Raw genomic sequence first — 26,508 nt, forward strand, 5'->3', positions numbered from 1 at the left:
AGTTTTTGCAGTAAATATACCTAGTGTAGTATTCAATTTCTCACAATAGATGACTTTTTGAACACAAAGGAGTAGACTGGTTATATATAACACCTGATGGGGAGGCGTTATGCAGATCAAATCTCAAAGTAATAGTTTTTTTAATCAGGTTGACCAAACCAACAACAAGTTGAATCAACAACTTGCCAGCGGTAAAAAGGTCAACTCGGCAGCAGATGACGCGGCTGCACTGCAGATTATCAACCGTCTTGCATCGCAACAGGAAGGATATAACCAATCCATCCGAAATGCGTATGACGGCATTTCATACTCACAAACGACAGAGTCAGCTTTGTCTGGAGTTAATGATGCTGTGTCGCGGATCCGCGAATTATCACTTCAGGCAGGAAGCGGCGCGCTAACGGACAGTGACAGGCAGGCTCTGCAAGAAGAGGTGACTCAATTGCAGTCACAGATAACGGACACGTTCCAGAATACGACCTTTGGTGGACAGGCGCTGTTTGATGGTAATCAAACCAGCTTCCAAGTTGGGCCCGACGCGAATACCACACAAGGTTTTACCGCATCGGACGGTAGCTTTGCAAACCCAATACTAAGTGTTGATATTTCAACGCAGGCGGGTGCTCAAACTGCCATTGACGCGGCCGATCAGGTGTCGGAATCGCTGAATACGCAAAGAACGCAGCTAGGGGCGTTTGAAAATACTCTAAACAGCACCATACGTGGTCTGGGTACGCAACGAGACCGTATCGCGGAAAGTCAAAGCAGGATCCAAGATACCGACTATGCCAGTGCCGTAGCTGAACAAACGGCCAATGACATCTTATCTCAGGCCTCGATTGCATTGCGTGGCCAGGCTAATCAGTCGGCTTCGTCCGTGTTAGGCTTGCTGTAAATACATTTTGTTTTTACGAGTATTTGAAGAAAGCCAGCGCTGAACCGCTGGCTTTCTTAATTAGAGATTCTCTAGAGGGTGATGGCCAAGTATGCTGCTATCAACCTTAGTCAAAGCGGCTTATATCTACAGTGAAAAAGTCATCCAGTGTGTTTGCACACACGTCCCCTTAAAAAGTACACACTTCTGATTTTTCTACATTTTAATCCTTAAGTATTGATTTAGCGCATAGGCTGTGGCGTTTTTTTGGCGTTGATGTCAAAAACTTGCCACTTAGGTATTGCATCCCCATGTCACTGACTTACAATCAATACTATTGATATAAACAAAGAAGTTGGATCTTGCGGGCATGATTACGATCCTCGATAACAATAATAACAGAGCATCTGGACTGGCAGCGGCATTGGGCTTTGTTGGTCAGCCAGCTCAGGTAGTTGCGGAGTCTGATTTTACTCCAGAGCTGTTAAGCAATCTGCAGGAGCCTGTGGTCATCTTGGGGGCTTTGTCGCAATTAGAGCATGAGGCGTTTATTAAGTCTTTGCCCGCCGTCCCATTCCTGTTGATTGGGGAAACGTTAAGACCGCTACTAGCTCTGGCCAACGTCATAGGCCTCATTACTGAGCCTTTTGGTCAGGAAGTGACAATGCAATTGTTACACGACTGCCAGCAATACCTGCGCATGCTACCCGGGAAATCGACTCAGCTAAACGATGCCAAATCGTTTGATGGTCTGGTCGGGGATACTAAAGCTGTTAAAGAAGTGCGCTTTTTGATCTCTCAGGTTGCAAAGACAGACGCTAACGTTCTGATCCTTGGCGAGTCAGGAACCGGCAAAGAAGTCGTTGCGCGCAATGTACACTTGCTCTCTAACCGAAATAATGGTCCGTTTGTTCCGGTCAATTGTGGTGCTATTCCCGGTGAGTTGCTTGAGAGTGAGCTCTTCGGACATGAGAAAGGGGCCTTTACCGGGGCAATTTCTGCGCGTAAAGGCCGCTTTGAGCTGGCACAAGGCGGCACACTCTTTCTTGATGAAATTGGTGATATGCCCCTGCAAATGCAGGTTAAGCTGTTGCGTGTTTTGCAGGAGCGTAGCTATGAGCGCGTGGGTGGGACCAAGCCAATTCAGGCTGATGTCCGTGTGATCGCAGCGACACACCGCAACCTGGAAATCATGATAGAAGAGGGCAAATTCCGTGAGGATTTGTTCTATCGCCTAAATGTGTTCCCCATCGAGAACCCGTCACTGCGAGAGCGCGCTGACGACATTCCATTATTGTTAAAAGAGCTGCTACGCCGCGTAAGTGAGCAGGGTGGTAGTTCGGTCAAATTTACCGATCGCGCAATTGAAAGTCTCAAGGCACATGGCTGGCCAGGCAACATTCGCGAGCTGGCTAATCTGGTAGAACGGATGGCCATTATGTTCCCTGAAAAAGTAGTGGATGTGACAGATCTGCCTGGTAAGTACCGCTATATCGACGTCGAAGCCTATGAGCCAGAGTATCCTGAAGAACTACTCGAAAAAGATGTCTTCAACGAGTTGTTCAGTGACGGATTCAGCGATTTTGAAGATGAAGACGAAACACTCGAACAGGGCAGTGCAGAAACAGGCCTGGGATTATTACCAGATGAAGGGATAGAGCTTAAAGAATACCTGGCTGAGATGGAAATTAGCCTTATCACCCAGGCACTTGAGCGCTATGATTATGTGGTCGCCAGAGCTGCAGAGATATTGGGCGTACGCCGCACAACGCTGGTCGAAAAAATGAAAAAATACAACCTGAATCGCGACTAGCTCTAATCGTATAACACTGAAAAACGGCGCATAAATGCGCCGTTTTTTATGTCCAGAAAAGGGAACCAGTCTTTCTGCAATGGTGGCTTTGGCGGAAAATAAAAGTCACCTGGCTTATGACGTCTCTAATTAAGGCGTATTGATGTACTTTACTTTTGGGTACTCAGCTTCGTTTTAATATCCAACTGCTGGTATGCCTCTATAATAGGTGCCTTACAAAAGCACTCCTCGTGATGATCATTGACCATGCCGCAGGCCTGCATATGGGCATAAACTGTGGTAGGTCCAAGAAACTTGAAGCCACGCTTTTTTAAATCTTTCGCAAATTGTGTGCTTATCTCTGTGGTTGCCTGGTAATCTTCAGGACTATGGATCGTGCTTACGATCGGCTTAAAATCAACAAACTGCCACTGGTAGTAAGCAAAACTACCAAATTCTCGTTGTATCTCAATAAACCGCTTGGCGTTGTTGATTGTTGCCTGGATTTTTAGCTTGTTACGAATGATCCCTGTGTTATCCATCAATTTAATGACGTCCTCTTCAGTCATTGCCGCGACCTTATGTGGGTCAAATTGATGAAACGCCGCCCGGTAGTTGTCGCGCTTTTTCAAAATGGTGTACCAGCTCAAACCGGCCTGTGCCGATTCCAGTGTAATAAACTCAAACAGCTTAGTGTCTTCCAGTACGGGTTTTCCCCATTCCTCATCGTGATAGGCGACATAATCAGGCTTACTTAAATCCACCCAGTGACAGCGTGTGGTCATGATATTGTCCTTAATGTTGATGTTAGGTTGGTTTCAGTGTAGCGCATAATGAATAGCTGTACAAATAACCAGTGTCAAACTTTTGAATGGACTTGGTTGTATGTAATTTAATGAATTAAAAGGAAAATAAAGTTGGCATGTCAATTGCTTTTATTGAGTATCTAGGTTTAAGAGAGCAATATCATGGCATTAGCAAAAGTGATTAATCCACAATTTGTGCCGACAACTCAGTACAACCCTTGTTTGCTGCAAGAAGCGTATATGGGTGAGCTGAGCGATCTGCGCCAGCAGGCCAGCTGGTTGGGTCACCTGGTTGATACCATGCCTGCGGGTGTGGTGGTCTTGGATGGTCAGGGCATGATAGCCAAAGCTAACCAGATAGCAATCGATATGCTGGGCGAACCACTGGAAGGCGAAAAGTGGTTCAATATTATCCAGCGCTCTTTTAGTCCACAACAGGATGATGGTCATGAAGTTTCCCTTAAAGATGGACGCCTTATCAAGTTGGATATTACAGCACTAACACCGGAACCCGGTCAGTTGATCCTGATGACTGATTTAACAGAAACCAGACGTCTGCAGGCACGGGTTGCACATATGCAGCGCCTGAGTGCACTGGGTAAGATGGTGGCCTCTTTGGCTCATCAGGTGCGCACGCCTTTGTCTGCGGCCATGCTGTATGGTGCCAACTTGGGTAGTAGTAAGTTACCTGCCCAGTCTCGAGATAAATTTCACACAAAACTGATGTCTCGTCTGAAAGACCTTGAAAATCAGGTCAATGATATGTTGTTGTTCGCAAAAAGTGGCGAGCAACAGGTGATTGAACGTGTTTCAATGCAGCAGTTGTTGAGTGAAGTCAAAGCGGGGGCTGATGCTATGGTGTTGCTACACAAAGCACAGTTAGCTGTTGAACTCCCTGAGCCTGACATTGAAATACTGGGTAATAAAACTGCGCTGGCTAGTGCAATCCAAAACCTGATCCACAACAGTGTTCAACATATCGGTGCGGGTGCCAAAATAGAGATTTGCGCTAAGCGTGAGCCTGGCACGGACACTGTGCGTATCAGTGTTTCTGATAATGGCCCTGGTGTTGACTTAAGTCAGGCAAGCAAATTATTTGAACCCTTTTATACAACTAAATCTCAGGGCACTGGCCTTGGGCTAGCCGTTGTGAACTCCGTCGCCCATTCTCATAAAGGCCGGGTTGACGTCAACAATAATGCAAGCGGAGGAGCATGCTTTAGCATGTTACTGCCTATTTCCAGCGAACATTCATCATTACAGGAGGCCGTATGAGCAACAAAATTCTGGTTGTAGAAGACGATGCCGGGTTGCGTGAAGCACTAATAGATACCCTTGAAATGTCGGGGTTTGAGTGCGTCGAAGCAGATAGCGCTGAGCAGGCAGTCATATTGCTAAAAGAGCAGGTATTTTCCTTGTTGGTCAGCGATGTACAAATGGGGGCTATGAGTGGCTTGGATCTGCTCAGAACGGTGAAACTCAATTACCCTGAGCTACCAGTGCTGATGATGACCGCCTATGCCACGATAGATGACGCGGTAGAAGCCATGCGCTTGGGTGCCATTGATTATATGGCCAAGCCATTTGCACCTGAGGTGTTACTGAATATGGTCAGCCGTTATATGCCGGAGAAAGAGAAAGAAACTGAAGGTCCGGTGGTTGCTGACAGTAAGAGCCTTGAGCTCCTTGAGTTAGCCAAAAAAGTCGCGCGCTCAGATGCCAGTGTGATGGTACTGGGCCCAAGCGGTTCAGGTAAAGAAGTGCTCGCGCGCTATATTCACGACCGCTCGGATCGTGCAGAGCAGCCTTTTGTGGCAATTAACTGTGCCGCTATCCCTGAGAATATGCTGGAAGCAACATTGTTTGGCTACGAAAAAGGGGCGTTTACTGGCGCCATTGCAGCTTGCCCGGGTAAGTTTGAGCAAGCACAAAAGGGCACTATTCTCCTTGATGAGATCACCGAAATGGATCTGGGCCTACAAGCTAAATTGTTGCGGGTACTGCAGGAGAGAGAAGTCGAACGTCTGGGTGGCAGAAAGACCATTGAACTGGATGTCAGAGTTTTGGCGACCAGTAACCGAGATCTCAAAGAAGCCGTCAATGATGGCGTATTCAGAGAAGATCTCTACTATCGTTTGAATGTCTTTCCTTTGACCTGGCTTCCTCTTGCTGAGCGCGGTGGGGATATTGTCCCGCTTGCTGAACATCTGTTACAGCGCCACTGCGACAAATCTGGTAAATTGACACCTGTATTATCACAGTGCGCGCAGGATAAATTGCTCAGTCATCGCTGGCCGGGTAATGTCAGAGAGTTGGACAATGTGGTACAACGTGCCTTGATTTTGCAACAGGGAACAGAGATCACTGCTGACGACGTTTTTATTGAGAACTTTTCACCACGCTCAGAAATTGCATTCCAGCAGCCTGTCGATCAGGCTCCGGTGCATAGTGATGCCGAGAGGGTTAATCAGATAGCCATCAACGTGAGCAATGAAGATGCAGAAGGGCTAAATTATAAAGAAGAGCTCCAGGACAAAGAGCATCAAATCATTCTGGACACACTGACCCGGTGTAATGGCAAGCGTAAGGATGTAGCCGAGTTGCTGGGGATCAGCCCCAGGACGCTTCGATATAAGCTTGCCAGAATGCGTGATCTGGGTTTACCTGTCCCTGCCTGAGTGGATTACCAAATTCACCTAATTAAGCACATTGGTATACAACCCCATTATCCGGGCATCTAATATGTCCGGATAATGGAGTCTTTTTAGTGATAGGAACGCACAATTACCCCGCTGTCAAAAAACTGACCTTCCAAGAAGTCGCTTAAGCAATTGAAAATTAAGTAAATTTAACTTGGCACGTTTTGTGCTTTCTAATGGTTATGTATAACTCACAAAGTGAGCCAGACCATGAAAATTCAATCTACCGGACTTTATCAGGAAATGCAGGCAATGGCCTCAGAGGCCGGCCGCGTAAGACCACAGGATCCGAATAAGTTGCCAGTTCAGGCAACGGCTGCTACGTCAAGCGCCCAGTTTGGTGACTTACTCAGCGATGCACTTAATACCGTAGCTGGATTGCAGCGCGACGCCAAAGAAAAGGTGACCGCCGTTGAAATGGGTGATCGCAGTGTATCACTGGCTGAAGCAATGATTGCCAGAAACAAAGCATCGGTGGCCTTTGATGCCACAATGAATGTCAGAAATAAGTTGATAGAAGCTTATAAAGACATCATGAGCATGCCAGTATAACCAGAGTTTAGCGGAGAGTAATCGTGGCTACTAATCAATCAACCGATCTGGCACTTGCTGATGGACAAACCGTTCCCGGCGCAGGTGGCGAAGCAGAGACGCAACAAGAGCAAAAATCGGGCTACTTTAGTGCTTTGAGCGGTGTTGATATGCTCCGCCAGATTACTTTGGTGATCGCACTGGCCATCTGTCTGGCAATTGCGATTTTTATCATTATCTGGGCACGTCAGCCGGATATGCGTCCGTTGGGTCAATATCCTACCGAAGAGCTGGTTCAGACGCTGGACTTTCTCGATGCACAGAAAATTGAGTATGACCTGGATGGCAACACCATCATGGTGGCTGAATCTGATTATCAGGACATCAAGCTGAGAATGGCCCGTGATGGGTTTAGCCAGGCACCCAGCAGTGGCACTGATATTCTGATGCAGGATATGGGCTTTGGTGTGAGCCAGCGTCTGGAACGTGAGCGCCTTAAGCACAGCCGTGAACAACAGCTGGCCCGGACCATTGAAGAGCTGCAGGATATTAACCGCGCTAAAGTTCTGCTGGCTATTCCAAAAGAAAATGTATTTGCTCGACGCGAAAAACAGCCGTCTGCAACTGTTGTCGTAACGCTTAAACGTGGCCGGACACTGGATAGTGAAGAGGTAGATTCCATTGTTGATATCGTTGCTTCTGCGGTACAGGGGCTAACACCAGCACGCGTTACTGTGACAGATCAAAATGGTCGTTTGCTGAATTCTGGCTCTCAGGATTCTCTGGCAGCACGTTCTCGCAAAGAGTATGAGATAGAACGTAAGCGTGAACAGGAATACCTGGAAAAAATCGACAGTATTATGATCCCTGTCGTAGGCCTTGGTAAGTATACCGCACAGGTTGACCTGACCATGGATTTCAGCGCGATAGAAGAAACTCAGAAACGTTTTAACCCGGATTTGCCAGCGGTACGCAGTGAAACCACGTTTGAAGAGAACAATGTGGGCGGCCTGGCGGTGGGAATTCCTGGTGCGCTAACGAACCAGCCTCCGGTGAACTCAAATATTCCTGAAGTAGCAGGACAAGGCAATGGCTCTGGCACAACCCCGTCACGTGTACACAAAGAAGCAACGCGTAACTACGAGCTGGACACCACTATCTCACATAAGCGTCAACAAACCGGCGTGATCCGTCGCATCAGTGTCTCGGTTGCTGTGGACTACATGAATAAGCCAGATGCCGAAGGCAATATGGTCATGACGCCGCGTTCTCAGGAAGAGCTGAATAACATTCGTCGCTTGCTCCAAGGGGGAGTAGGTTTTGATATGCAGCGTGGTGACGCGCTGGAAGTGGTGACCGTACCGTTTGTACGTGAAAATATCCTGGAAGAAGGCGACTTGCCACTTTGGGAGCAGGAATGGTTCATGAAAACCATCCGCCTGGTAATGGGGGCGCTGGTCATCATAGTGCTGATTCTGGCGGTCGTGAGACCTATGCTGAAACGCCTGATTTACCCGGAAGATACGCTTGAAGAATATGATGAAGATGCACTAACCTCAGGGGTAGACCTTGGTGACAGCACTTTAGATATGTTAAACAATGACTTTGATGAATCAGCAGTTGGCTTCTCTTCCGATGGTACATTACAATTGCCAGACTTACATGGTGATGAAGATTTGCTTAAAGCGGTTCGTGCACTGGTTGCCAATGAGCCAGAGCTGTCTTCTCAAGTAGTCAAAGCATGGTTAACCGAAGATGAGTGATGAAGAACAAAAACAACTGCCGCCGGCGTTTGATGTAGACAAACTGGATGGGGTCGACAAGGCCGCCATCCTGCTACTGAGCCTGACGGAAGAAGATGCTGCCCAGATCCTGAAGCATCTTGAACCTAAACAGGTGCAAAAAGTGGGCATGGCAATGGCGGCACTCGATGACTTATCGCAGGCCAAAATCAGTGCGGTCCACAACCTGTTTATCGAGCAAATTCAGAGTTTCAGTACCATTGGCTTCCAGTCTGAGGACTTTATTAAGAAGGCGCTGACTGCGGCACTGGGTGAAGATAAAGCTGCGAGTCTGATCGACCAGATTGTCATGGGGTCAGGTGCTAAAGGTTTGGACTCTCTGAAATGGATGGATTCCAAGCAGGTTGCGAACATTATCCGTAATGAGCACCCTCAGATCCAGACGATTGTATTGTCCTATCTTGAACCAGAGCAATCTGCTGAAATCCTCTCTCAGTTCCCTGAGAAAGTGCGCCTTGATCTGACAATGCGGATCGCTAACCTCGAAGAAGTACAGCCAGCAGCACTACAAGAGCTGAATGAAATCATGGAGAAACAGTTCGCAGGTCAAGCTGGTGCGCAAGCTGCGAAGATGGGTGGCCTGAAAGCCGCTGCGGATATCATGAACTACCTGGATACCAACATCGAAGGTCAGCTGATGGACTCTATCCGTGAACATGATGAAGAGATGTCGCAGCAAATTCAGGATCTGATGTTTGTCTTTGAAAACCTCATGGATGTGGAAGATCGGGGTATTCAGGCAATTCTGCGTGAGGTACAACAGGATGTGCTGATGAAGGCCATCAAAGGCGCCGACGATTCACTGAAAGACAAGATAATGAAGAACATGTCTAAACGTGCGGCTGAGATGATGGCGGATGATTTAGAAGCCATGCCGCCAGTGCGGATCAGTGAAGTGGAAGCTGCGCAAAAAGAGATTCTGGCCACGGCACGACGTCTTGCTGATTCGGGTGAAATTATGCTCGGCGGCGGTGGCGGTGAGGAGTTCCTGTAAACCATGGCGGAAAAAAAGCTATATCGTGGCAAACCGGTCAGCTCCGAAGCATTAGATGAGTTACTGGAAAACTGGCCAATCCCTAATGTAGAAGAAGACTTAAGTAAATATTCCGGGCGCTCCACGGCAATGGGCACACCACTTGAGGAGCTTTATCAGCAAAAGACGCAACAAACTGCGCCTGAGCCTGAGGAAGAAGAAGTGCCCATGCTCACGCTGGAAGAACTGGAACAGATCAGACAAGATGCCTTTGAAGAAGGTCTGAAGCAAGGTCACGAGCAGGGGTATATTGAAGGCTTTGACAAAGGCGTCAGTGAAGGGAAAGAAGCAGGTTATAAAGAAGGGGTAACACTCGGTAAAGAGCAGGGTATTGAAGAGTCAAAACCACTCATTGAAGAACGCTTGCAATCGCTGTCTGCGTTATTGGAGGCGACACAAAAGCCGTTGCGACAAATTGACGAAGCCGCTGAAAAACAATTACTGCAGCTAGTCAATTTATTGGCAGAGCAAGTCATATTCGAACAAGTTAAAACCCGTCCTGAGCTGATTCTGCAAGCCTTGAAGAAAGGGTTAGATGCGCTGCCACTGCACGATACTCAGATGCGAATTAATCTGCATCCTGAAGATCTGGCGTTAGTCAAAGAGGCCTATGGGGAAGAAACCATTGCTGAGCAGCACTGGCAGCTGGTGCCCGAACCAACGCTTGAACGGGGTGGCTGTCACATCAGAACACCGGATTCATCCATCGACTTGAGCCTGAAAAATCGCATCAGTGAAGTACTTGGTAGCTTTTTACAAGACAGTGGTGTAGACCCTTAACATTTTCCATTACACGGTACCTCTGGCGGAGGTGCCGCACTTTATCAAAGTTGGTTAGATTTTTGCATGAGTGAACTATCTCAATTTTTCACTGACAGCAAATGACAATATCCAGTTCATCAGAGCAGCCACTGGCTGAGCGCCTGCAAAAATTTCAAAAACACATTCAACCATACGGCGTTGCGGTGGCGGGCAGCCTGACTCGTGTCGTTGGCTTAACCTTGGAGGCTAAGGGTCTCAACGCACCGGTTGGAAGTCAGTGTAAAATAGAAACAATACGTGGATTTGTGGATGCTGAAGTCATTGGCTTTAATCAGGATACCCTCTACCTGATGCCGAACGATCATATCTCAGGCGTGCTACCCGGTGCCCGGGTTATCCCACAGATCAAAGAAGCAGGTTTGCCTGTGGGTATGAGCCTGTTGGGTCGGGTCGTAGATGGCCTTGGCCGTCCCTTGGATGGCTTAGGGACCATTGAGGCCGAAACTCACCTTAAATTTGCACAGTCAGCCATTAACCCATTGGCCAGACGCCCAATCAAAGAGCCTATGGATGTAGGTGTACGTGCAATTAATTCTATTGTGACGGTCGGCCAGGGGCAGCGGATGGGCCTGTTTGCGGGCAGTGGTGTTGGTAAATCAGTCCTGCTTGGCATGATGACACGCGGTAGTGAGGCGGATGTCATCGTTGTTGGTCTGGTCGGTGAGCGGGGACGAGAAGTTAAAGAGTTCATTGATGAAATATTAGGCGTTGAAGGGCGGCGTCGCTCCGTGGTGGTCGCGGCACCTGCCGATGCGTCTCCATTGATGAGGCTCAAAGGGTGTGAAAGCGCAGTCACAATTGCTGAATATTTTCGTGACCAGGGGCTGAATGTACTGTTGTTGCTTGACTCAGTAACTCGTTACGCCATGGCGCAACGTGAAATCGCACTGGCAGTGGGAGAGCCGCCGGCAACGAAAGGTTATCCGCCTTCGGTATTTGCCAAGCTGCCGGCTTTGGTTGAACGTGCAGGAAACGGGGGAGAAGGACAGGGATCCATTACCGCCTTTTTCACCGTGCTGAGTGAGGGGGATGATATGCAGGACCCGATTGCGGACTCTGCACGTGCAATTCTTGATGGTCATATCGTTTTATCTCGTGACCTCGCTGACAGCGGCCACTATCCAGCTATAGATATCGAAAAATCTATTTCCCGGGTGATGCCTCAGGTAGTGTCAGACAGTCATATGCAACAGGCCAGGGTACTCAAGCAGGTATATTCCATGTATCAACAGAATAAAGACATGATCACGTTAGGAGCCTATCAGCAGGGGAGTGATCCTATGCTAGATCAGGCCATTAATATGATGCCAAATATTAATGCCTTCTTACAGCAGGGCATGAAAGATGTTCTGCACTATGATGAATGTCTGCAAGGCCTGGCACAACTACTGGGACAAGGCTAATGGCAAATAATAAACTCGATTTACTTTATAAACTTGAAAGTGAGAAAGAAGAAAAGCTTCGCCTCAACTTTATCCAGGCAGAGCAAAATTTTCACGCTAACCAGCAAAAGCTCACTGGTCTGAACGAATTTCGCCTTGAGTACAGTCAGCAGCTGCATCAAAAGGCTTTGCAGGGCCTGTCCAGTGCCGGGTTTGGCCAATATCATGCATTTATCAACAAAATTGAAGAAGCCATTCGCCAGCAGGCCAACACAGTGGCCACGGCCAAACGGGTGGTCGACCAACGCCGCAAGTTATGGTTAGAGCAGCAAGTCAAGGCCAAAGCCATCGCTAAGCTGATCGAGAAAAAAGCGCTGGAGCAGCAGCAGAGGCTTGCTAAAGCTGAGCAAAAAATGCTTGACGAGTTTGCGACAAATATATTTATGCGTCGTAAGCAGGCTTACTAAGGTATATCAAAAAATGCACAATAATGGCGTGTTTTTTGCAAAGTTATTACAGCACATCAATTTAATCCGGTTAGCGGCGTGAAGTTGCCGCATATAAAGGTGAGAGTATGGTCAATGTTTCGCTAGAAGTAGCAATCAATAACGGAGTTTCGGCGAAGGGAAAGGATCAAACGGAGCAATCCGAGGACTCGGGTTTTCTCGCAATGTTAGCTCAGGCAGAGCAAGACAGCAGCGATGAGGCTTCGCAGTCAAACGCGGATGAGACGGGAGAGTATATGCCTTTGCCCGGTGGCCTTGACCGCCGTTTGGGGTTGGATGACAGCCAGATTCCCGCTGGTAAAAAAACGCTGCCAGATGAGCCTTTAAAGCTGGATGATTCAGAACTCCCCGGTCAGACAGATCCGAAAATGGTCACCGGTACGGTCGTTCATTCGGACAGTGATACAGCCACAGATACCAGCGGCAACCATGCAGATGATTTGCTGTTACAGATCAAGTCATCGAATGCACAAAGTACCGATTTAGCACAAAACCTGGCACCGGTTCCCAAAGCGCTGAAAGATTACTTGTCTAAAGCTGAGCAGGTATCCGGTCAGGACAGTAAAAAGCCGGTTGATGGTATCGGGCCTGTTTTACCCTCACCCGTTGAGAAAAATAGCGATGACACTGAGATGACTGATGTTTCAGTCGATGCTGAAGCGCAAAATGGTCCGGTGAAAAAGCCAACTCTAGACGCCAGCCTGTACGCCAATGGCAAACTTGGCCAAGGTGAAGCATCGGTAGAAAAGCCGGGTGACCCGATTGTTGCAAAACGAGTTGATAAGATAGGCCCTGTCATCACGCAGCCGACAGATGAAGCAGGGTTACAGACTCAAAACAAGCCAGCAGAGGGGGATGTTAAACTGGACCCCATGGCTCAGCTTGCGAAAGGTGAGAGTGCTGATAGCGCAAAACAAACTGCAAACACCGCAACTGGTAAACAAGGTAACACAGAGACCGCTGTGAAACTTGCAAATGAAGTGCAGTCAGTAAAGAACGACACTGGACTGCAGTCTTCGCTTGATAGCGCACCTACACATATTAGTACTGCGCACAGCGATGTGAGTGAGCTACAGCCAACGAGTGCTGGGAAGTCTCGACGCCCTGTTGATCAGATTGGTCCCGTTATTACTGCCCCTCAAGGAGATAAAGAGCGCGTACAGGATAACGAGTTGGTCATGAAATCTCAGCAACCAGCAAAAAGCAGTGCATCTGTGACATCGACCACTGAATTGAAGGCAATGGTTGACTCTCTCACCCCTGATCAAAAGCAAGTACTGGAGACGAACCTGCGTGCGCAGTTAAAAAGTGGCGAGCTAAGTGAACCTGAGCAGCGCGCGAAGGCGCAGCAGCTGTTGAAAGAGCTTGAGACCAAGCCTACGGAGAGTGCCGGGAACAAACCACAAACAACTGCAGAGTCAGGCGCCAAACAGGCAGAGGTAACGGATAAGCTGAAACAATCAGAGGTTGCTGAAAAAGACGCTAAAGTGCTTGGCAAAGCAGATCCGGTTACGCCTGATAAAGTGAATAAACAAGCCGCTGCGCTAAGTCAGACGGGTGTGAACAATGCAGATGCAAAATCTCAGGGTAAAGAAAACTTGCAGCAAACAGTGGTGTCAGACTCATTAGAAAGTGAACACCCCGAGTTAGCTCAGCTCAAAAAAGAAGGGGGCCAATCGGAGCAGCAGAATTCACAGCAACGTAGTGCAATGCCCGCACCTGTTGAGAATATTTTTAAGACAATTCGTGGTGAGCGCCCAGACGAGGGGATGAAGCACGAGTTCAATGAAATGCTGGCGCAGGTTGAGCAGGTGAGACAGAGTCAGCAGGTCAATCAGCAAAGTGCTGTTAACCAAAAAGCCATGCAGACAGACCCTGCCGTCAGTCAGGCCATTAATATTGCCAGAAATGACGCGGTTAAGGCCTTACAAGAGCGTGTTAATATGATGCTCAATATCAACAACAAGGAAGCTGAGATCCGCTTAGATCCGCCTGAATTGGGCAGTATGCAGATACGTATACGCTCTGAGGGGGAGCAGGCTCAGGTTAACTTTGTTGTGCAAAACCAGCAAGCCAAAGAGCAACTAGAACAGTCCATGCCGAAACTTAGAGAGATGTTGGCTGAGCAAGGGATCCAGCTTGGAGAAAGTAACATTCAGCAAGGTCAGGGCGGTGAGCAACAGCAGCAGGAAGCATCCCAAGGTCATGGAACACTTGCTAATAATGGCAGTGAAGCGCAAAATAACGGCCAACAATCAACAACTAGCAGACGGCAAAGTGATTCAGCAATAGATTACTATGCGTAACAGCTGCTATGATTAAGGTTAGTGTGATTTAAAGAAGCGCGAATATGGCAGAAGAAAGCGATTTAGAAATAGAAGAGACGGGTGGCTCGAAGAAGAAATTAATCATCATTATTGCCGCTGTGGTTGTTGTTTTGGCCGCAGTTGCAGGCTACTTTTTATTTGCAGGGTCAGATGAAGCCCCCGAATCGCTGGCCGAAGAAACGACTGAGCAACAGGTGCAGGCTAGCCAGCAAAATGCGGCACAGACAGGCAGTGCATTGTATGTTGCTATGCCTAGACCATTTGTATTTAACGTTCCCGGTGCAAGTCGGGATCGTATCGTACAAATTAAAGTACAACTTCTTGTACGCGGTGACGTCAATGAAGAGGTGGCTAAAAAGCATATTCCTCTGATTGAGGGGACCTTGCTGAGTGTGTTTTCTACCACCACAGCCGACGAATTGAGCACCAGCGCAGGTAAAGAAACATTGCGACTGAGTGCGTTAGACAAAGTTCAGGCCGCAATGGAGAGTGTGGAAGGCAGTAAAGTGGTTGAACGCGTATTATTTACCGGTTTTGTAATGCAGTAGGAAGAGTCAGTGAGCGACTTATTATCACAAGACGAAATCGATGCCTTATTGCATGGCGTTGATGAAGTCGAAGAAGAAGAAGTCCCCGATAGTGATGATGGTGGGACGAGTAACGCCCTACAATACGACTTTTCGTCGCAGGACCGAATCGTTCGTGGTCGTATGCCGACCCTCGAAATTGTTAATGAGCGATTCGCCCGTCATATGCGGATCAGCTTGTTCAATATGATGCGTCGCACCGCAGAGGTATCTATCAACGGTGTGCAAATGCTCAAGTTTGGCGAATATATCCATACTCTGTTTGTTCCCACCAGTTTGAATATGGTGCGGTTTCGTCCTCTTAAGGGGACTGGATTGATCACCATGGAAGCCCGACTGGTATTTATACTGGTCGATAACTTCTTCGGAGGTGACGGGCGTTATCACGCAAAAATTGAAGGGCGAGAGTTTACGCCAACAGAGCGGCGGATAGTTCAGATGCTGCTCAAAATTATCTTTGAAGATTACAAAGAAGCCTGGGCACCGGTCATGGATGTGTCGTTTGAATATCTGGACTCGGAAGTGAACCCGGCTATGGCGAACATAGTGTCACCTACCGAGGTTGTGGTGATCAGCTCATTCCATATCGAGCTGGACGGCGGGGGTGGCGATTTCCATATTTCCTTGCCTTACTCAATGCTCGAACCTATTCGGGAGTTACTCGATGCGGGTGTCCAGTCAGACACCGAAGATACTGACCTGCGCTGGAGTAAGGCGCTGCGTGACGAAATTATGGATGTCGAGGTCGAGCTGTCGACGCAGTTACTCGAGGTAGATTTGTCTCTGGATCAGATCATGCAGTTGAAAGCGGGTGATATTATCCCCGTTGAAATGCCCGAGCATATCACTGTGTTTGTGGAAGAGCTGCCGACTTTCCGGGCTAAAATGGGGCGTTCCCGCGATAATGTGGCGCTGCAGATCAGCGAGAAGATTAAGCGTCCAGAATCTGTTAAGTCTGAACTTCACGTCTTTACAAAGGGCGGCAAGAAGCTGGACTCGGATGCCGAGTTGGCAGAATTAGAAGAAGATCTGCATCTGTCTGAAGGTGTGGATTTGGATTGGTGATGAAGAAGTTAATTAAGGTAGTCAGTGCATGAGCGATGATCAAGATACAATGGACGAATGGGCGGCTGCACTTGCAGAGGCCGAGGAAGCTGACCAGGATGGTGCTGAAGCCGAAGTTGCAGAACTGGAAGAGTTACAGGACAGTGGCGCCAATCTGAGTGCAGATGAAAAGCGCAAACTCGATACGATTTTAGATATCCCGGTCACCATTTCGATGGAAGTGGGCCGCTCTAAAATCAATATCCGTAATTTACTCCAGTTAAACCAGGGGTCCGTTGTGGAGCTGGATCGGGTTGCGGGTGAACCTCTGGATGTACTGGTTAACGGCACGTTGATTGCGCACGGCGAAGTGGTTGTTGTAAACGATAAGTTTGGTATTCGCCTGACTGACGTGATCAGCCAGGTCGAACGTATCAAGAAGCTTCGCTAGCAGCTCGGATAATGAGTGTTTTAATGTTCTCCAGTGTGGCTGCAGCGCAGCCACCAGGCGGGCTCAGCAGTGAGTTATTATCGGTTGGCCTGTCATTGGCCTTTGTGGTGCTGGCTATCATTGGCTTGGCATTGCTTGTGAAGCGCTTCAATCCTAACCTAGGTAACAGTCAGGATTTTAAGGTGATACGAAGCTTACCACTTGGCAGTAAGGAGCGCCTGCTGGTGATAGAAATTGACGAAAAGCAGCATTTGCTCGGTGTCACGCCACACAGTATCAATTATTTATATCAGTTAGAGTCACCATTAGAGGTGACACCCACGGCGCCCTTTGCCAAAGAGCTCAGTCGCTTAATGTCGGGCGCAAATAACAATAAGAAATGAACGTATGATCCGAATTCTCCTCCTCATCAGTGTGTTTTTCTTTGCATCAAATGCCTTTGCTGATGGTATTGAGGCTTTGAGTGTTACAACTAATCCGGATGGCTCTCAGGAATACTCTGTAACCCTGCAGGTATTGGCCATCATGACAGCACTGAGCTTTATCCCAGCTGCTGTGATTATGATGACTTCGTTCACACGTATCATTGTGGTTTTGGCGATATTACGTCAGGCAATTGGTTTGCAGCAATCGCCATCAAATCAGGTTTTGGTGGGCATGTCGCTGTTTCTGACCTTTTTTATTATGGCGCCAATCTTCAATCAGATTAATGACCGCGCAGTGCAGCCTTATTTGAACGAAGAATTAACGTCGATACAGGCATTGCAGGAGGCCAAAGAGCCAATCAAAGCATTTATGCTTTCTCAGACCCGGATAAAGGATTTGGAAACATTTGCCAAGATAGCCGGTTACGATAAACTGGATAGCCCGGAAGACACCCCGTTTGTGGTGATAATCCCGGCCTTTGTTACGAGTGAATTACAGACCGCTTTTATCATTGGCTTTATGTTTTTTATCCCTTTCCTGATAGTAGATTTGGTGGTTGCCAGTGTCTTGATGGCGATGGGTATGATGATGCTTTCGCCTATGATTGTGGCTTTGCCATTTAAGATTATGCTGTTTGTGTTGGTTGATGGTTGGTCTTTGATCATGGGAACGCTGGCGCGAAGTTTTGGCTTAGGAGTGTGACATGGAACCAGAAGTTTTTGTCGACATCCTCAGTGATTCGCTATTTATTGTAATCAAATTAGTAACCGCTATTGTACTACCCGGCCTGATGATAGGTTTGGTGGTCGCTGTTTTCCAGGCCGCAACGTCGATTAACGAACAAACCCTGAGCTTTCTACCCAGGCTTATCATTACCATTGTGGCATTGATTTTCGGTGGCCACTGGATGGTGCAGGTGCTGATGGACTTTTTCAACCAGTTGGTACTTCAGATCCCTGAAATTGCGGGGTAAAGTACTATGGAGTACCCCTTAGCAATCATCATACAGTGGCTGAGTGACTACATGTTGCCGTTTATCCGGATCAGCTCCATGATCATGATTATGGCCGGTTTAGGCGCCCAAAGTGTCCCAACTCGGGTAAAGCTTGCTCTCTCTATTGTGGTGACTGTGGCGGTTGTGCCTGCTATTCCTCAAACTCAGTTTACTGATTTATTTTCCTTCGCCATGATATTAGTGGTGACACATGAAATCATTGTCGGGGTTGCGATTGGATTCGCCTCGGTATTGCTGCTAAATACTTTTATTGTTGCGGGACAGATCTTGGCAATGCAGACAGGGTTAGGTTTTGCGTCTGTGGTTGACCCCGCCAATGGCCTGAGCGTACCAGCCGTGGGTCAGTTCTATCTGATCCTGGCGACGTTATTGTTTTTTGTCTTCAATGGCCATCTGATGATGATCAACATGGTGGTCTATAGCTTCCAGACCTGGCCTATCGATGGGAGCTGGTGGGTGGTCGATAACTACTGGCTGATAGTCACCTGGGGAAGCTGGCTGTTTGCCACAGCCCTGGCGTTGTCTTTGGCACCTTTAACGGCCATGCTGCTGATTAACTTGTCATTTGGCATAATGACCCGCGCTGCGCCGCAGATGAATATTTTCTCGGTAGGATTTGCTTTTACTATGGTGGCTGGCTTATTAATCATCTGGATGACGATGGGGAACTTTATTATTCAATACGAGTTCCAGTGGCTGAAAATGACAGAGCTGATGTGCAACCTGATTGGTTGCACGGTGTAATCGAGTACCGGGAGCAAGAAGATGGCAGAAGATTCTGGTCAGGAACGCACGGAAGAACCCACAGACAAAAAAATTTCTGACGCCCGAAAAAAAGGGCAGGTTGCGCGTTCAAAAGAGCTGGGTACAACGTTCGTACTCATATTCTCGGCCGTCGCATTGCTGTTGTATGGCGCTGATATTGCCAAAGGCCTGTATAACATGATGGGTCGCATGTTTACACTGAACCGCAATGAAACCTATGACACCACTAAAATGTTTTCTGTTTGGGGTGATGCATTTTCTGAGATCCTTTTTCCGCTCAGTATGTTCGTTTTGATAATTATGGTGGCAGGTATAATTGGCAATACCCTGTTGGGTGGTTTCAACTTTAGCTGGCAAGCTGCGGCACCCAAACCGAGTAAGATGTCACCAGTAAAAGGTATCAAACGTATGTTTGGGCCTCAGGCAGCGGTAGAGTTGGTTAAGTCAATCCTCAAATTTGTGCTGGTCGCCGGGTTCGCAATATTACTAATTAAGGTATTCTTCTATGAGATATTGCATCTGAGTATCGAACAAATTCCTGGCAGCATTCTGCACTCGCTGGAAATTTTGGCCTGGATGTTTCTTGCACTGAGCTGCACGATGATCATCATCTCCGCGATTGATGCGCCATATCAGAGCTACAATCATCACAAACAGCTGAAGATGACGCTACAAGAGGTAAAAGACGAGTATAAGAATTCTGAGGGTGACCCTCAGATCAAAGCCCGTATTCGGCGCACACAGCGTGAGATGTCCCAGCGACGTATGATGCAGGAAGTGCCTGATGCCGATGTGGTTGTAACCAACCCAACCCACTATTCTGTCGCGCTCAAGTATGACACTGAAAAAGCAGGAGCACCTATGGTCATAGCGAAAGGCGTTGATGAACTGGCTATGCAGATCCGTAAAATCGCTAAAGGTAACGAGGTCCCGATTGTCGAATCGCCTGTTCTGACTCGTTCTTTGTACCATACCACAGAGGTGGGCGACCAAATCCCACAACAGCTGTTCACTGCTGTAGCGCAGGTGCTGGCTTACGTATTCCAGTTGAAAAAGTTCAACAAAGGGCGGGGCAAGCGGCCCGTTGCCCTGAAAAAAGATCTCCCCATTCCAGATGAACTAAAACACTAAGCTAATTGGTATTAAACTTGCTTTAATGTAACTGCGTCAATAATTTGTGGTTTGTAAGTTATGGATTTTAAAGCGGTTTTACAGCAGATTAATCGAGATAAAAAAGAGTATGCCAAAGGCGTCGGTACCCCAGTGTTGGTACTGGCGGCATTGGGCATGGTGGTGTTACCTATGCCACCTTTCCTGCTGGATATCTTGTTCTCTTTCAATATCGCCCTGGCCCTGGTTGTTCTGTTAGTCACAGTTTACACCATGAAGCCGCTTGAATTTGGCATGTTTCCCTCAGTATTGCTGATCGCGACGATTTTACGATTAGCGCTGAACGTTGCCAGTACCCGCGTGGTACTACTGGAAGGTCATAACGGCGGAGATGCAGCCGGTAAAGTGATCGAAGCATTTGGTTCCGTTGTAATTGGCGGTAACTACGCAGTTGGTCTGGTGGTCTTCCTGATCCTCATCATCATCAACTTTGTGGTTATCACTAAAGGTGCTGGCCGTATCTCCGAAGTATCAGCCCGTTTTACCCTGGACGCGATGCCCGGTAAACAAATGGCAATTGACGCAGACCTGAATGCCGGTTTCATTTCGGCAGATGAAGCCAGAGCAAGACGTGAAGAAGTAACGCGTGAAGCAGACTTTTACGGTTCAATGGATGGTGCCAGTAAATTCGTAAAAGGGGATGCAATAGCGGGGATTGTAATCCTCGCCATTAACATCATTGGCGGTCTGTTTGTGGGCATGGTGCAGCATGACTTGAGCTTTGGCAGAGCCATGGAAGTCTATACCTTACTTACGATAGGTGATGGTCTTGTAGCTCAGCTTCCTTCGTTATTATTGTCAATTGGTACTGCGATTGTTGTCACTCGTCAGAACGAATCACACAACATGGGCGAGCAAATGACCCAGCAGCTAGGCAACGAGAAATCCTTGTCTATCGCGGCTGGGATACTGATTGTCATGGGATTAGTACCTGGTATGCCACATGTTGCATTTCTGGGCTTAGGCGCACTCATTGGCTATCTGGCTTATTATTCACACCAACAAAAAATTAAAGCACAAGAGCAGGAAGCTGAAGAATCGAAAGGCGGCGCTGTTGCTGCTCAGCAGCAGGAACAAAAAGAATTAGGTTGGGATGATGTACAGCCGGTTGATGTGATTGGCCTGGAAGTCGGCTACCGCCTGATCCCCTTAGTTGATCAGTCACAAGGCGGTGAGCTGTTGAATCGTATTAAAGGGGTGCGTAAGAAGTTATCACAGGAGCTCGGTTTCCTTGTACCACCCGTTCACATTAGAGATAACCTTGAATTGGACCCGAATGCCTATCGTATTACCCTGATGGGGGTGGGCTCTGGTGATGGTGAGCTGAAACATGGTGATGAGCTGGCAATTAACCCGGGTCAGGTGTTTGGCCCAATTAATGGCGTTGCCACTAAAGATCCGGCTTTCGGCCTGGAAGCAGTGTGGATCAAGCCTGAACAGAAAGATGAAGCTCACTCACTGGGTTACACCGTCGTGGATGCAGCCACGGTGGTTGCTACTCATATTAGCCAGTTGTTGACGAATAATGCGTCTTTACTGCTGGGTCATGAGGAAGTTCAGAATCTGTTGGATATGCTGGCCAAGAGTCATCCACGCCTTGTCGAAGGTCTGGTTCCTGATGTTTTACCTCTGACAACCGTAGTAAAAGTGCTACAAAATTTGTTAAACGAAGGCGTTGCAATTCGTGATATGCGCTCCATTGTTCAGACACTGGTTGAGTATGGGCCACGCAGTCAGGACCCCGATGTATTAACGGCTGCGGTGCGTATTTCACTGCGCCGACTCATAGTGCAGGATGCGGTTGGCGGGGCTGATGAAATTCCTGTCATAACATTGGCGCCTGAGTTGGAACAGATGTTGCATAAGTCACTTCAGAACGCAGGTGATGAGGGGGCAGGCATAGAGCCAGGCCTTGCAGAGCGGCTTCAAGGTTCATTAAGAGAAGCCCATCAAACGCAAGAAATGCTCGGCGAGCCGTCCATCTTATTAACCTCAGGTATGTTAAGAAGTGTGCTGTCACGATTTGTAAAACACACCATCCCGGGACTCAGAGTGATGTCGTATCAGGAAGTACCGGATGAGAGACAAATTAAGATAGTGAGCTCAGTTGGACAGTAGAGGACTAAAAGGGGCTGACCATGAAAATTAAACGTTTTTTTGCAAAAGATATGCGTACGGCTTTGAAAGAAGTGAAAGAAGAGCTAGGCGCTGATGCGGTAATTATGTCAAATAAGAAACTGGCTGACGGTGTAGAGATCGTCGCGGCAGTAGACAATGACCGCACACCTGCACCACAGCCTCAGACAGCGTCTCAACAGCCAGCAGCGCAAGTTGCTCCTCGTCAGGCTGCGCCTCAGCAAAGTGCGCAGCAAGGCTATAATCAAGCAGCCAGAATGGTTCGCCCTCAACCTCGCCGTGCGGAACCACAAAAGCAGGCGCAAGTTGCAGATAGTCTCGAAGCCTTACTTGAGCGCCAAGCCCCTCGTCCTAAGTCGCCTGAGCTTGCTTCGATGTTTTCTCAATCTGGTATCAATACCGATGATATGTTTGGGTCTCAACAACGCAGTGAAGCCCCTGCTCAGGCCATGCCTCAGACGGCACGTCAACAGCGCTATGAGACGCCGAGTCATAGTTTTGACGCACGCCAGGAGAGCACGTCCTGGGAATTTGGTGATGATCTGGAGCAGGGGTTTGGTGACGAACCTACTGAGCAGAAAAAAGCCAAAGATGATGAAATGTCTTCTATGCGCGATGAAATGAATGCGATCCGTCAGCTACTTGAGTTTCAGTTGTCCGGCCTGATGACTCAGGAAATGGCGCGTCGAGATCCAACTCGTGCTTGTCTCGTGGAACGCCTTAAAGGCATGGGGATTGGTGCAGAAGTTGCTGAGCAGATGGCCTGTTTTATTCCGGATGATGTGTCTCGCAAAGAAGCGTGGAATGCATTGCTTAATATGGTCGTCAATCAGATGCATACCACTAACAATGATATCTTACGTCAGGGTGGTGTGTATGCCATGGTTGGACCAACTGGGGTAGGAAAAACCACCACGGTTGCAAAATTGGCAGCGCTGGGTGCACAAAAATATGGTGCTGATAATGTGGCATTGATTACCACAGATACCTACCGTATCGGTGCTTATGAGCAATTGGCAACTTATGGTCGGATCATTGGCTGTCCCGTTAAGCAAGTAAAAGATGCCAATGAACTTGCAGAGGTTCTTTATCATTTACGCAATAAGCGTCTAATATTAATAGACACGGCAGGAATGAGTCAGCGCGACCTGCGTTTAACTGAGCAGTTAAACACTTTGATGCGCAGCAGCCGTGTTGACATTCGCAGTTACCTGGTATTAAGTGCAACAGCACAAATGCATGTACTGCAAGAGACCGTAAACCACTTCAAAAAAGTCAATTTAAGTGGTTGTATTTTTACAAAACTTGATGAAAGTCTAAGTTTAGGTGAGATTATTAGCATAGCGATTCAAAATCGCCTGCCAATAGGGTATCTTACCAATGGTCAGCGAGTGCCTGAAGATATTCGCGTGGCAAACGCTCAGAAGTTAGTCAAAAAGGCTGAGCAATTGTATTTAAAGAGAACAAAAGCACAACATTCGCGACGTGTACCAGTGGCGTCCCAGACAGTAGGAATGTATGATTAATACAGTTTTAGATCAAGCAAGTGGCCTGCGGAGAATGAACCAAAAAAATAACCACAGTGTAAAAGTAATCGCAGTGACTGGTGGTAAAGGTGGTGTAGGTAAAACCAACGTATCCCTTAACACTGCCATTGCATTAGGACAGCAGGGTAATCGGGTCTTGGTGCTTGATGCTGACTTAGGTCTGGCCAATTGTGATGTCATGCTGGGCTTAAGGGTAGAGAAAAATTTATCTCATGTATTGTCTGGAGAATGTGAACTAGACGAAATCCTGGTTGAGGGTCCTGCTGGCATCCGCATTGTTCCAGCGACATCTGGCTCGCAGAGTATGGTAGAGTTAACTCCTGCTGAACACGCGGGCCTGATCCGAGCGTTTAGCGAACTCAGTAGCGAATTTGATATTTTAATTGTCGATACCGCAGCAGGTATTTCTGATATGGTTTTGAGCTTCTCCCGCGCCGCTCAGGACGTTCTAGTTGTGGTATGCGACGAGCCAACTTCGATCACCGATGCTTACGCGTTGATTAAAGTTCTAAGCCGTGAACATGGTGTCTATAAGTTTAAAATTGTGGCCAATATGGTACGCAGTTTAAGGGAAGGGCAAGAGCTTTTCGCTAAATTATCCAAAGTCACTGACCGGTTTTTAGATGTTGCCCTGGAACTGGTTGCGACGATCCCATTTGATGAAAATATGCGTAAATCTTCGCGACGTCAAAAAACCATCGTTGAACTTTTCCCCAATTCACCTGCTGCTGTGGCATTTAGAGGCCTGGCAAGCAAAGCTGTCAAGTGGCCCATCCCTCATCAACCATCAGGTCATTTGGAATTCTTTATCGAGCAATTGGTAAACGGTTAACGATGGCTTCACCGGTCAACCGCATGGCGGGATACAAAACGACGGACCACCTCAATAAGGTGGTCGAGCGTCATACACCTTTGGTAAAGAAGGTGGCCTGTCATTTGTTAGCTAGGTTACCAGCCAGCGTTCAGCTAGACGATTTGGTTCAATCAGGCATGATTGGATTAATCGAAGCTTGTAAAAACTTTGATGCAAGCAAAGGAGCAAGCTTCGAAACGTTTGCTGGTATTCGAATTCGTGGCGCCATGATTGACGAGATCCGCCGCGGTGACTGGGCCCCACGCTCTGTCCACAAAAATGGCCGAATGGTAGCTGAAGCCATTGCTGAGCTTGAGGCTCAGCTTGGGCGTGAACCAAAAGATACTGAAATCGCTGAAAAACTTGATATTACGCTGGATGAGTACCATCATATTTTACATGATGTGAATGCGAGTAAAGTTATTGGTATCGAAGATCTTGGGGTCGACGAAGATGTAATTTCTCCCGCAGGCAACGATTTTGCGCTAGACAAACCATTCAATAATGTTAAAAATGAGCGCTTTAACGAGTCGTTAGTCAATGCTATCAAGACTTTACCCGAGCGCGATGCCCTGGTGTTGTCTTTGTATTACAACGACGAGATGAATTTAAAAGAGATTGGCGCGATTTTAGAGGTCAGCGAATCTCGAGTGAGTCAGATTCACGGTCAAGCAATGATTAAGCTTCGTGCAAAGATCAATGACTGGATCAATTAGAGTAAGTTTTACAATATAGGTTCAAACCTCACCGGAGGAAGTTTTGGATAAGAACATGAAAATTCTCGTGGTTGATGATTTCTCTACGATGAGAAGAATAATCAAAAACCTGCTAAGAGACTTAGGCTTTACCAATGTTCAAGAGGCTGATGATGGCAGTACGGCACTTCCAATGTTGCAAAATCAGGACTTCGACTTCGTCGTAACTGACTGGAATATGCCGGGCATGCAAGGTATCGATTTGTTACGTGCAATTCGTGCTGATGACAAGCTTAAACACATCCCAGTACTCATGGTTACAGCGGAAGCGAAAAAAGAACAAATCGTCGCCGCTGCCCAGGCTGGAGTTAATGGTTATATCGTTAAACCGTTTACGGCAGGAACCCTGAAAACCAAGCTAGAAAAAGTGTTCGAACGTTTAGGCTAGTATTGAAAAGGGTAGGCTTATGTCAACATCTTCTGTGCCACAGATAACTCTGGAACAGGCTAAACTGCTCGTTGAATACCTTGAACAAGGTGAGCAGGAAAAGGCTGATGAGATATTAATTGAGGCCACCAACAAAGAACAATCAGAGCTATTCGCTGAAGTGGGTAAGCTGACTCGACAACTTCATGAGTCGTTGAAAAACTTTGAGTTAGATACCCGCTTAGCTGATCTCACGACAGAAGCCATTCCAGATGCAAAGCAGCGCCTCAATTATGTCATGGAAATGACCGAAAGCGCTGCCAACAAAACCATGGATGCCGTAGAAGCGAGTCTTCCCTTAGCCCAAGAACTTGCCGATGAACTCTCTGAAATCAAACCCACTTGGGACAGACTGATGAGCCGGGATATCCAGCTTGGAGAGTTCAAATCTTTATGTCACGATCTTGACAGTTTTATGCAGTCGTCCAGAGGTCGTACAGATGAATTACAAAGTCTGATGACCAACGTACTGATGGCGCAAGATTATCAAGATTTAACCGGACAAGTGATCCGGCGTGTTATAGAGCTGGTTCGTGAAGTTGAAGACAGCCTTATTCACTTGTTGACTGTCTTCGGCAGTGCAGATGAAAGTCAACAAACTGCAGCCCAGCCGCAGTCACAAACTAAAGCCACCCCCGTTGCTGATGAGTTGTCAGGTCCAGAGGGTCCAATAATGGACGCTGAGTCTCGAGATGATGTCGTATCCGGGCAGGATGAAGTTGATGACCTGTTGTCGAGTTTGGGCTTCTAATAGGAGA

The 26,508-nt window shown here is 47.6% G+C and carries 26 protein-coding genes; 25 read left to right on the forward strand and 1 reads right to left on the reverse strand.

The window, feature by feature from the left end; translation table 11 throughout:
• The first annotated feature begins 109 nt into the window (after positions 1 to 109).
• Together CWB98_RS18780 and CWB98_RS18785 are read left to right on the forward strand one after the other, a co-directional pair.
• Positions 110 to 895: a flagellin gene (locus CWB98_RS18780; RefSeq protein WP_138546241.1), complete on the forward strand. Its 786-nt coding sequence runs from the start codon at positions 110 to 112 to the stop codon at positions 893 to 895.
• Between the two features lie 349 nt (positions 896 to 1,244).
• Complete coding sequence (locus tag CWB98_RS18785; protein WP_138546242.1) at positions 1,245 to 2,687, forward strand: sigma-54 dependent transcriptional regulator; 1,443 nt, start codon at positions 1,245 to 1,247, stop codon at positions 2,685 to 2,687.
• A gap of 149 nt (positions 2,688 to 2,836) precedes the next feature.
• Here the strand turns inward: CWB98_RS18785 and CWB98_RS18790 are convergent, their stop codons facing one another.
• Positions 2,837 to 3,451: a DNA-3-methyladenine glycosylase I gene (locus CWB98_RS18790; RefSeq protein ID WP_138546243.1), complete on the reverse strand. Its 615-nt coding sequence runs from the start codon at positions 3,449 to 3,451 to the stop codon at positions 2,837 to 2,839.
• Between the two features lie 183 nt (positions 3,452 to 3,634).
• On the opposite strand from CWB98_RS18790, the gene CWB98_RS18795 reads away from it, so the two are divergent.
• The 23 genes from CWB98_RS18795 (at position 3,635) to CWB98_RS18905 (ending at position 26,501) form a co-directional block, all read left to right on the forward strand.
• Complete coding sequence (locus CWB98_RS18795; protein WP_138546244.1) at positions 3,635 to 4,747, forward strand: sensor histidine kinase; 1,113 nt, start codon at positions 3,635 to 3,637, stop codon at positions 4,745 to 4,747.
• Complete coding sequence (locus CWB98_RS18800) at positions 4,744 to 6,150, forward strand: sigma-54-dependent transcriptional regulator (RefSeq protein WP_138546245.1); 1,407 nt, start codon at positions 4,744 to 4,746, stop codon at positions 6,148 to 6,150. The genes CWB98_RS18795 and CWB98_RS18800 overlap by 4 nt, the downstream gene beginning before the upstream one ends.
• Before the next feature lie 231 nt (positions 6,151 to 6,381).
• Positions 6,382 to 6,723 (forward strand): flagellar hook-basal body complex protein FliE, encoded by a 342-nt coding sequence (gene fliE / locus CWB98_RS18805; protein WP_138546246.1) that lies wholly within the window; start codon positions 6,382 to 6,384, stop codon positions 6,721 to 6,723.
• A gap of 20 nt (positions 6,724 to 6,743) precedes the next feature.
• Positions 6,744 to 8,465 carry a flagellar basal-body MS-ring/collar protein FliF gene (fliF, locus tag CWB98_RS18810; RefSeq protein ID WP_138546247.1) on the forward strand — a complete coding sequence of 574 codons (1,722 nt, stop codon included), beginning with the start codon at positions 6,744 to 6,746 and terminating at the stop codon, positions 8,463 to 8,465.
• Positions 8,458 to 9,498, forward strand: a complete 1,041-nt coding sequence (gene fliG / locus CWB98_RS18815; RefSeq protein WP_054015617.1) for a flagellar motor switch protein FliG — start codon at positions 8,458 to 8,460, stop codon at positions 9,496 to 9,498. The genes fliF and fliG overlap by 8 nt, the downstream gene beginning before the upstream one ends.
• Positions 9,499 to 9,501: 3 nt before the next feature.
• A complete protein-coding gene (fliH, locus tag CWB98_RS18820) occupies positions 9,502 to 10,317 on the forward strand; it encodes a flagellar assembly protein FliH (RefSeq protein ID WP_054015618.1) in 816 nt (271 codons plus the stop codon).
• A gap of 101 nt (positions 10,318 to 10,418) precedes the next feature.
• Positions 10,419 to 11,762 (forward strand): flagellar protein export ATPase FliI, encoded by a 1,344-nt coding sequence (fliI, locus tag CWB98_RS18825; RefSeq protein ID WP_138546248.1) that lies wholly within the window; start codon positions 10,419 to 10,421, stop codon positions 11,760 to 11,762.
• The gene (gene fliJ / locus CWB98_RS18830; protein WP_138546249.1) at positions 11,762 to 12,208 is read left to right on the forward strand and encodes a flagellar export protein FliJ; all 447 of its coding nucleotides are present in this window, start codon (positions 11,762 to 11,764) and stop codon (positions 12,206 to 12,208) included. The genes fliI and fliJ overlap by 1 nt, the downstream gene beginning before the upstream one ends.
• Before the next feature lie 107 nt (positions 12,209 to 12,315).
• Positions 12,316 to 14,553 (forward strand): flagellar hook-length control protein FliK, encoded by a 2,238-nt coding sequence (locus CWB98_RS18835; RefSeq protein ID WP_138546250.1) that lies wholly within the window; start codon positions 12,316 to 12,318, stop codon positions 14,551 to 14,553.
• A 44-nt stretch (positions 14,554 to 14,597) separates the two neighbouring features.
• Positions 14,598 to 15,122: a flagellar basal body-associated protein FliL gene (gene fliL, locus CWB98_RS18840; RefSeq protein WP_046003912.1), complete on the forward strand. Its 525-nt coding sequence runs from the start codon at positions 14,598 to 14,600 to the stop codon at positions 15,120 to 15,122.
• A 9-nt stretch (positions 15,123 to 15,131) separates the two neighbouring features.
• On the forward strand, positions 15,132 to 16,226 hold the full coding sequence (fliM, locus tag CWB98_RS18845; RefSeq protein ID WP_010385680.1) for a flagellar motor switch protein FliM: 1,095 nt from the start codon (positions 15,132 to 15,134) through the stop codon (positions 16,224 to 16,226).
• A 28-nt stretch (positions 16,227 to 16,254) separates the two neighbouring features.
• The gene (gene fliN, locus CWB98_RS18850) at positions 16,255 to 16,656 is read left to right on the forward strand and encodes a flagellar motor switch protein FliN (RefSeq protein ID WP_054015623.1); all 402 of its coding nucleotides are present in this window, start codon (positions 16,255 to 16,257) and stop codon (positions 16,654 to 16,656) included.
• Between the two features lie 11 nt (positions 16,657 to 16,667).
• Positions 16,668 to 17,039 carry a flagellar biosynthetic protein FliO gene (gene fliO, locus CWB98_RS18855; RefSeq protein ID WP_138546251.1) on the forward strand — a complete coding sequence of 124 codons (372 nt, stop codon included), beginning with the start codon at positions 16,668 to 16,670 and terminating at the stop codon, positions 17,037 to 17,039.
• A 4-nt stretch (positions 17,040 to 17,043) separates the two neighbouring features.
• Positions 17,044 to 17,784 (forward strand): flagellar type III secretion system pore protein FliP, encoded by a 741-nt coding sequence (fliP, locus tag CWB98_RS18860; RefSeq protein WP_054015625.1) that lies wholly within the window; start codon positions 17,044 to 17,046, stop codon positions 17,782 to 17,784.
• Between the two features lies 1 nt (position 17,785).
• The gene (fliQ, locus tag CWB98_RS18865) at positions 17,786 to 18,055 is read left to right on the forward strand and encodes a flagellar biosynthesis protein FliQ (RefSeq protein ID WP_054015626.1); all 270 of its coding nucleotides are present in this window, start codon (positions 17,786 to 17,788) and stop codon (positions 18,053 to 18,055) included.
• 6 nt (positions 18,056 to 18,061) lie between these two features.
• The gene (gene fliR, locus CWB98_RS18870) at positions 18,062 to 18,841 is read left to right on the forward strand and encodes a flagellar biosynthetic protein FliR (RefSeq protein WP_138546252.1); all 780 of its coding nucleotides are present in this window, start codon (positions 18,062 to 18,064) and stop codon (positions 18,839 to 18,841) included.
• A 21-nt stretch (positions 18,842 to 18,862) separates the two neighbouring features.
• Positions 18,863 to 19,993 carry a flagellar biosynthesis protein FlhB gene (gene flhB, locus CWB98_RS18875; protein WP_138546253.1) on the forward strand — a complete coding sequence of 377 codons (1,131 nt, stop codon included), beginning with the start codon at positions 18,863 to 18,865 and terminating at the stop codon, positions 19,991 to 19,993.
• 60 nt (positions 19,994 to 20,053) lie between these two features.
• Positions 20,054 to 22,150 (forward strand): flagellar biosynthesis protein FlhA, encoded by a 2,097-nt coding sequence (gene flhA / locus CWB98_RS18880; RefSeq protein WP_138546254.1) that lies wholly within the window; start codon positions 20,054 to 20,056, stop codon positions 22,148 to 22,150.
• Positions 22,151 to 22,170: 20 nt separating this feature from the next.
• Positions 22,171 to 23,694 carry a flagellar biosynthesis protein FlhF gene (gene flhF / locus CWB98_RS18885; protein ID WP_138546255.1) on the forward strand — a complete coding sequence of 508 codons (1,524 nt, stop codon included), beginning with the start codon at positions 22,171 to 22,173 and terminating at the stop codon, positions 23,692 to 23,694.
• Positions 23,687 to 24,547 (forward strand): MinD/ParA family protein, encoded by an 861-nt coding sequence (locus CWB98_RS18890; protein ID WP_046003902.1) that lies wholly within the window; start codon positions 23,687 to 23,689, stop codon positions 24,545 to 24,547. Before flhF ends, CWB98_RS18890 begins: the two co-directional genes overlap by 8 nt.
• Positions 24,548 to 24,549: 2 nt before the next feature.
• Positions 24,550 to 25,284, forward strand: a complete 735-nt coding sequence (locus CWB98_RS18895) for an RNA polymerase sigma factor FliA (RefSeq protein WP_138546256.1) — start codon at positions 24,550 to 24,552, stop codon at positions 25,282 to 25,284.
• Between the two features lie 43 nt (positions 25,285 to 25,327).
• The gene (gene cheY / locus CWB98_RS18900; protein ID WP_054015632.1) at positions 25,328 to 25,711 is read left to right on the forward strand and encodes a chemotaxis response regulator CheY; all 384 of its coding nucleotides are present in this window, start codon (positions 25,328 to 25,330) and stop codon (positions 25,709 to 25,711) included.
• Between the two features lie 19 nt (positions 25,712 to 25,730).
• Entirely contained in the window at positions 25,731 to 26,501 is a 771-nt protein-coding gene (locus CWB98_RS18905; protein ID WP_054015633.1) for a protein phosphatase CheZ, read from the forward strand.
• Positions 26,502 to 26,508: the final 7 nt, after the last annotated feature.

It is taken from the genome of Pseudoalteromonas rubra, assembly GCF_005887115.1.
GTDB classification, from domain to species: domain Bacteria; phylum Pseudomonadota; class Gammaproteobacteria; order Enterobacterales; family Alteromonadaceae; genus Pseudoalteromonas; species Pseudoalteromonas rubra_F.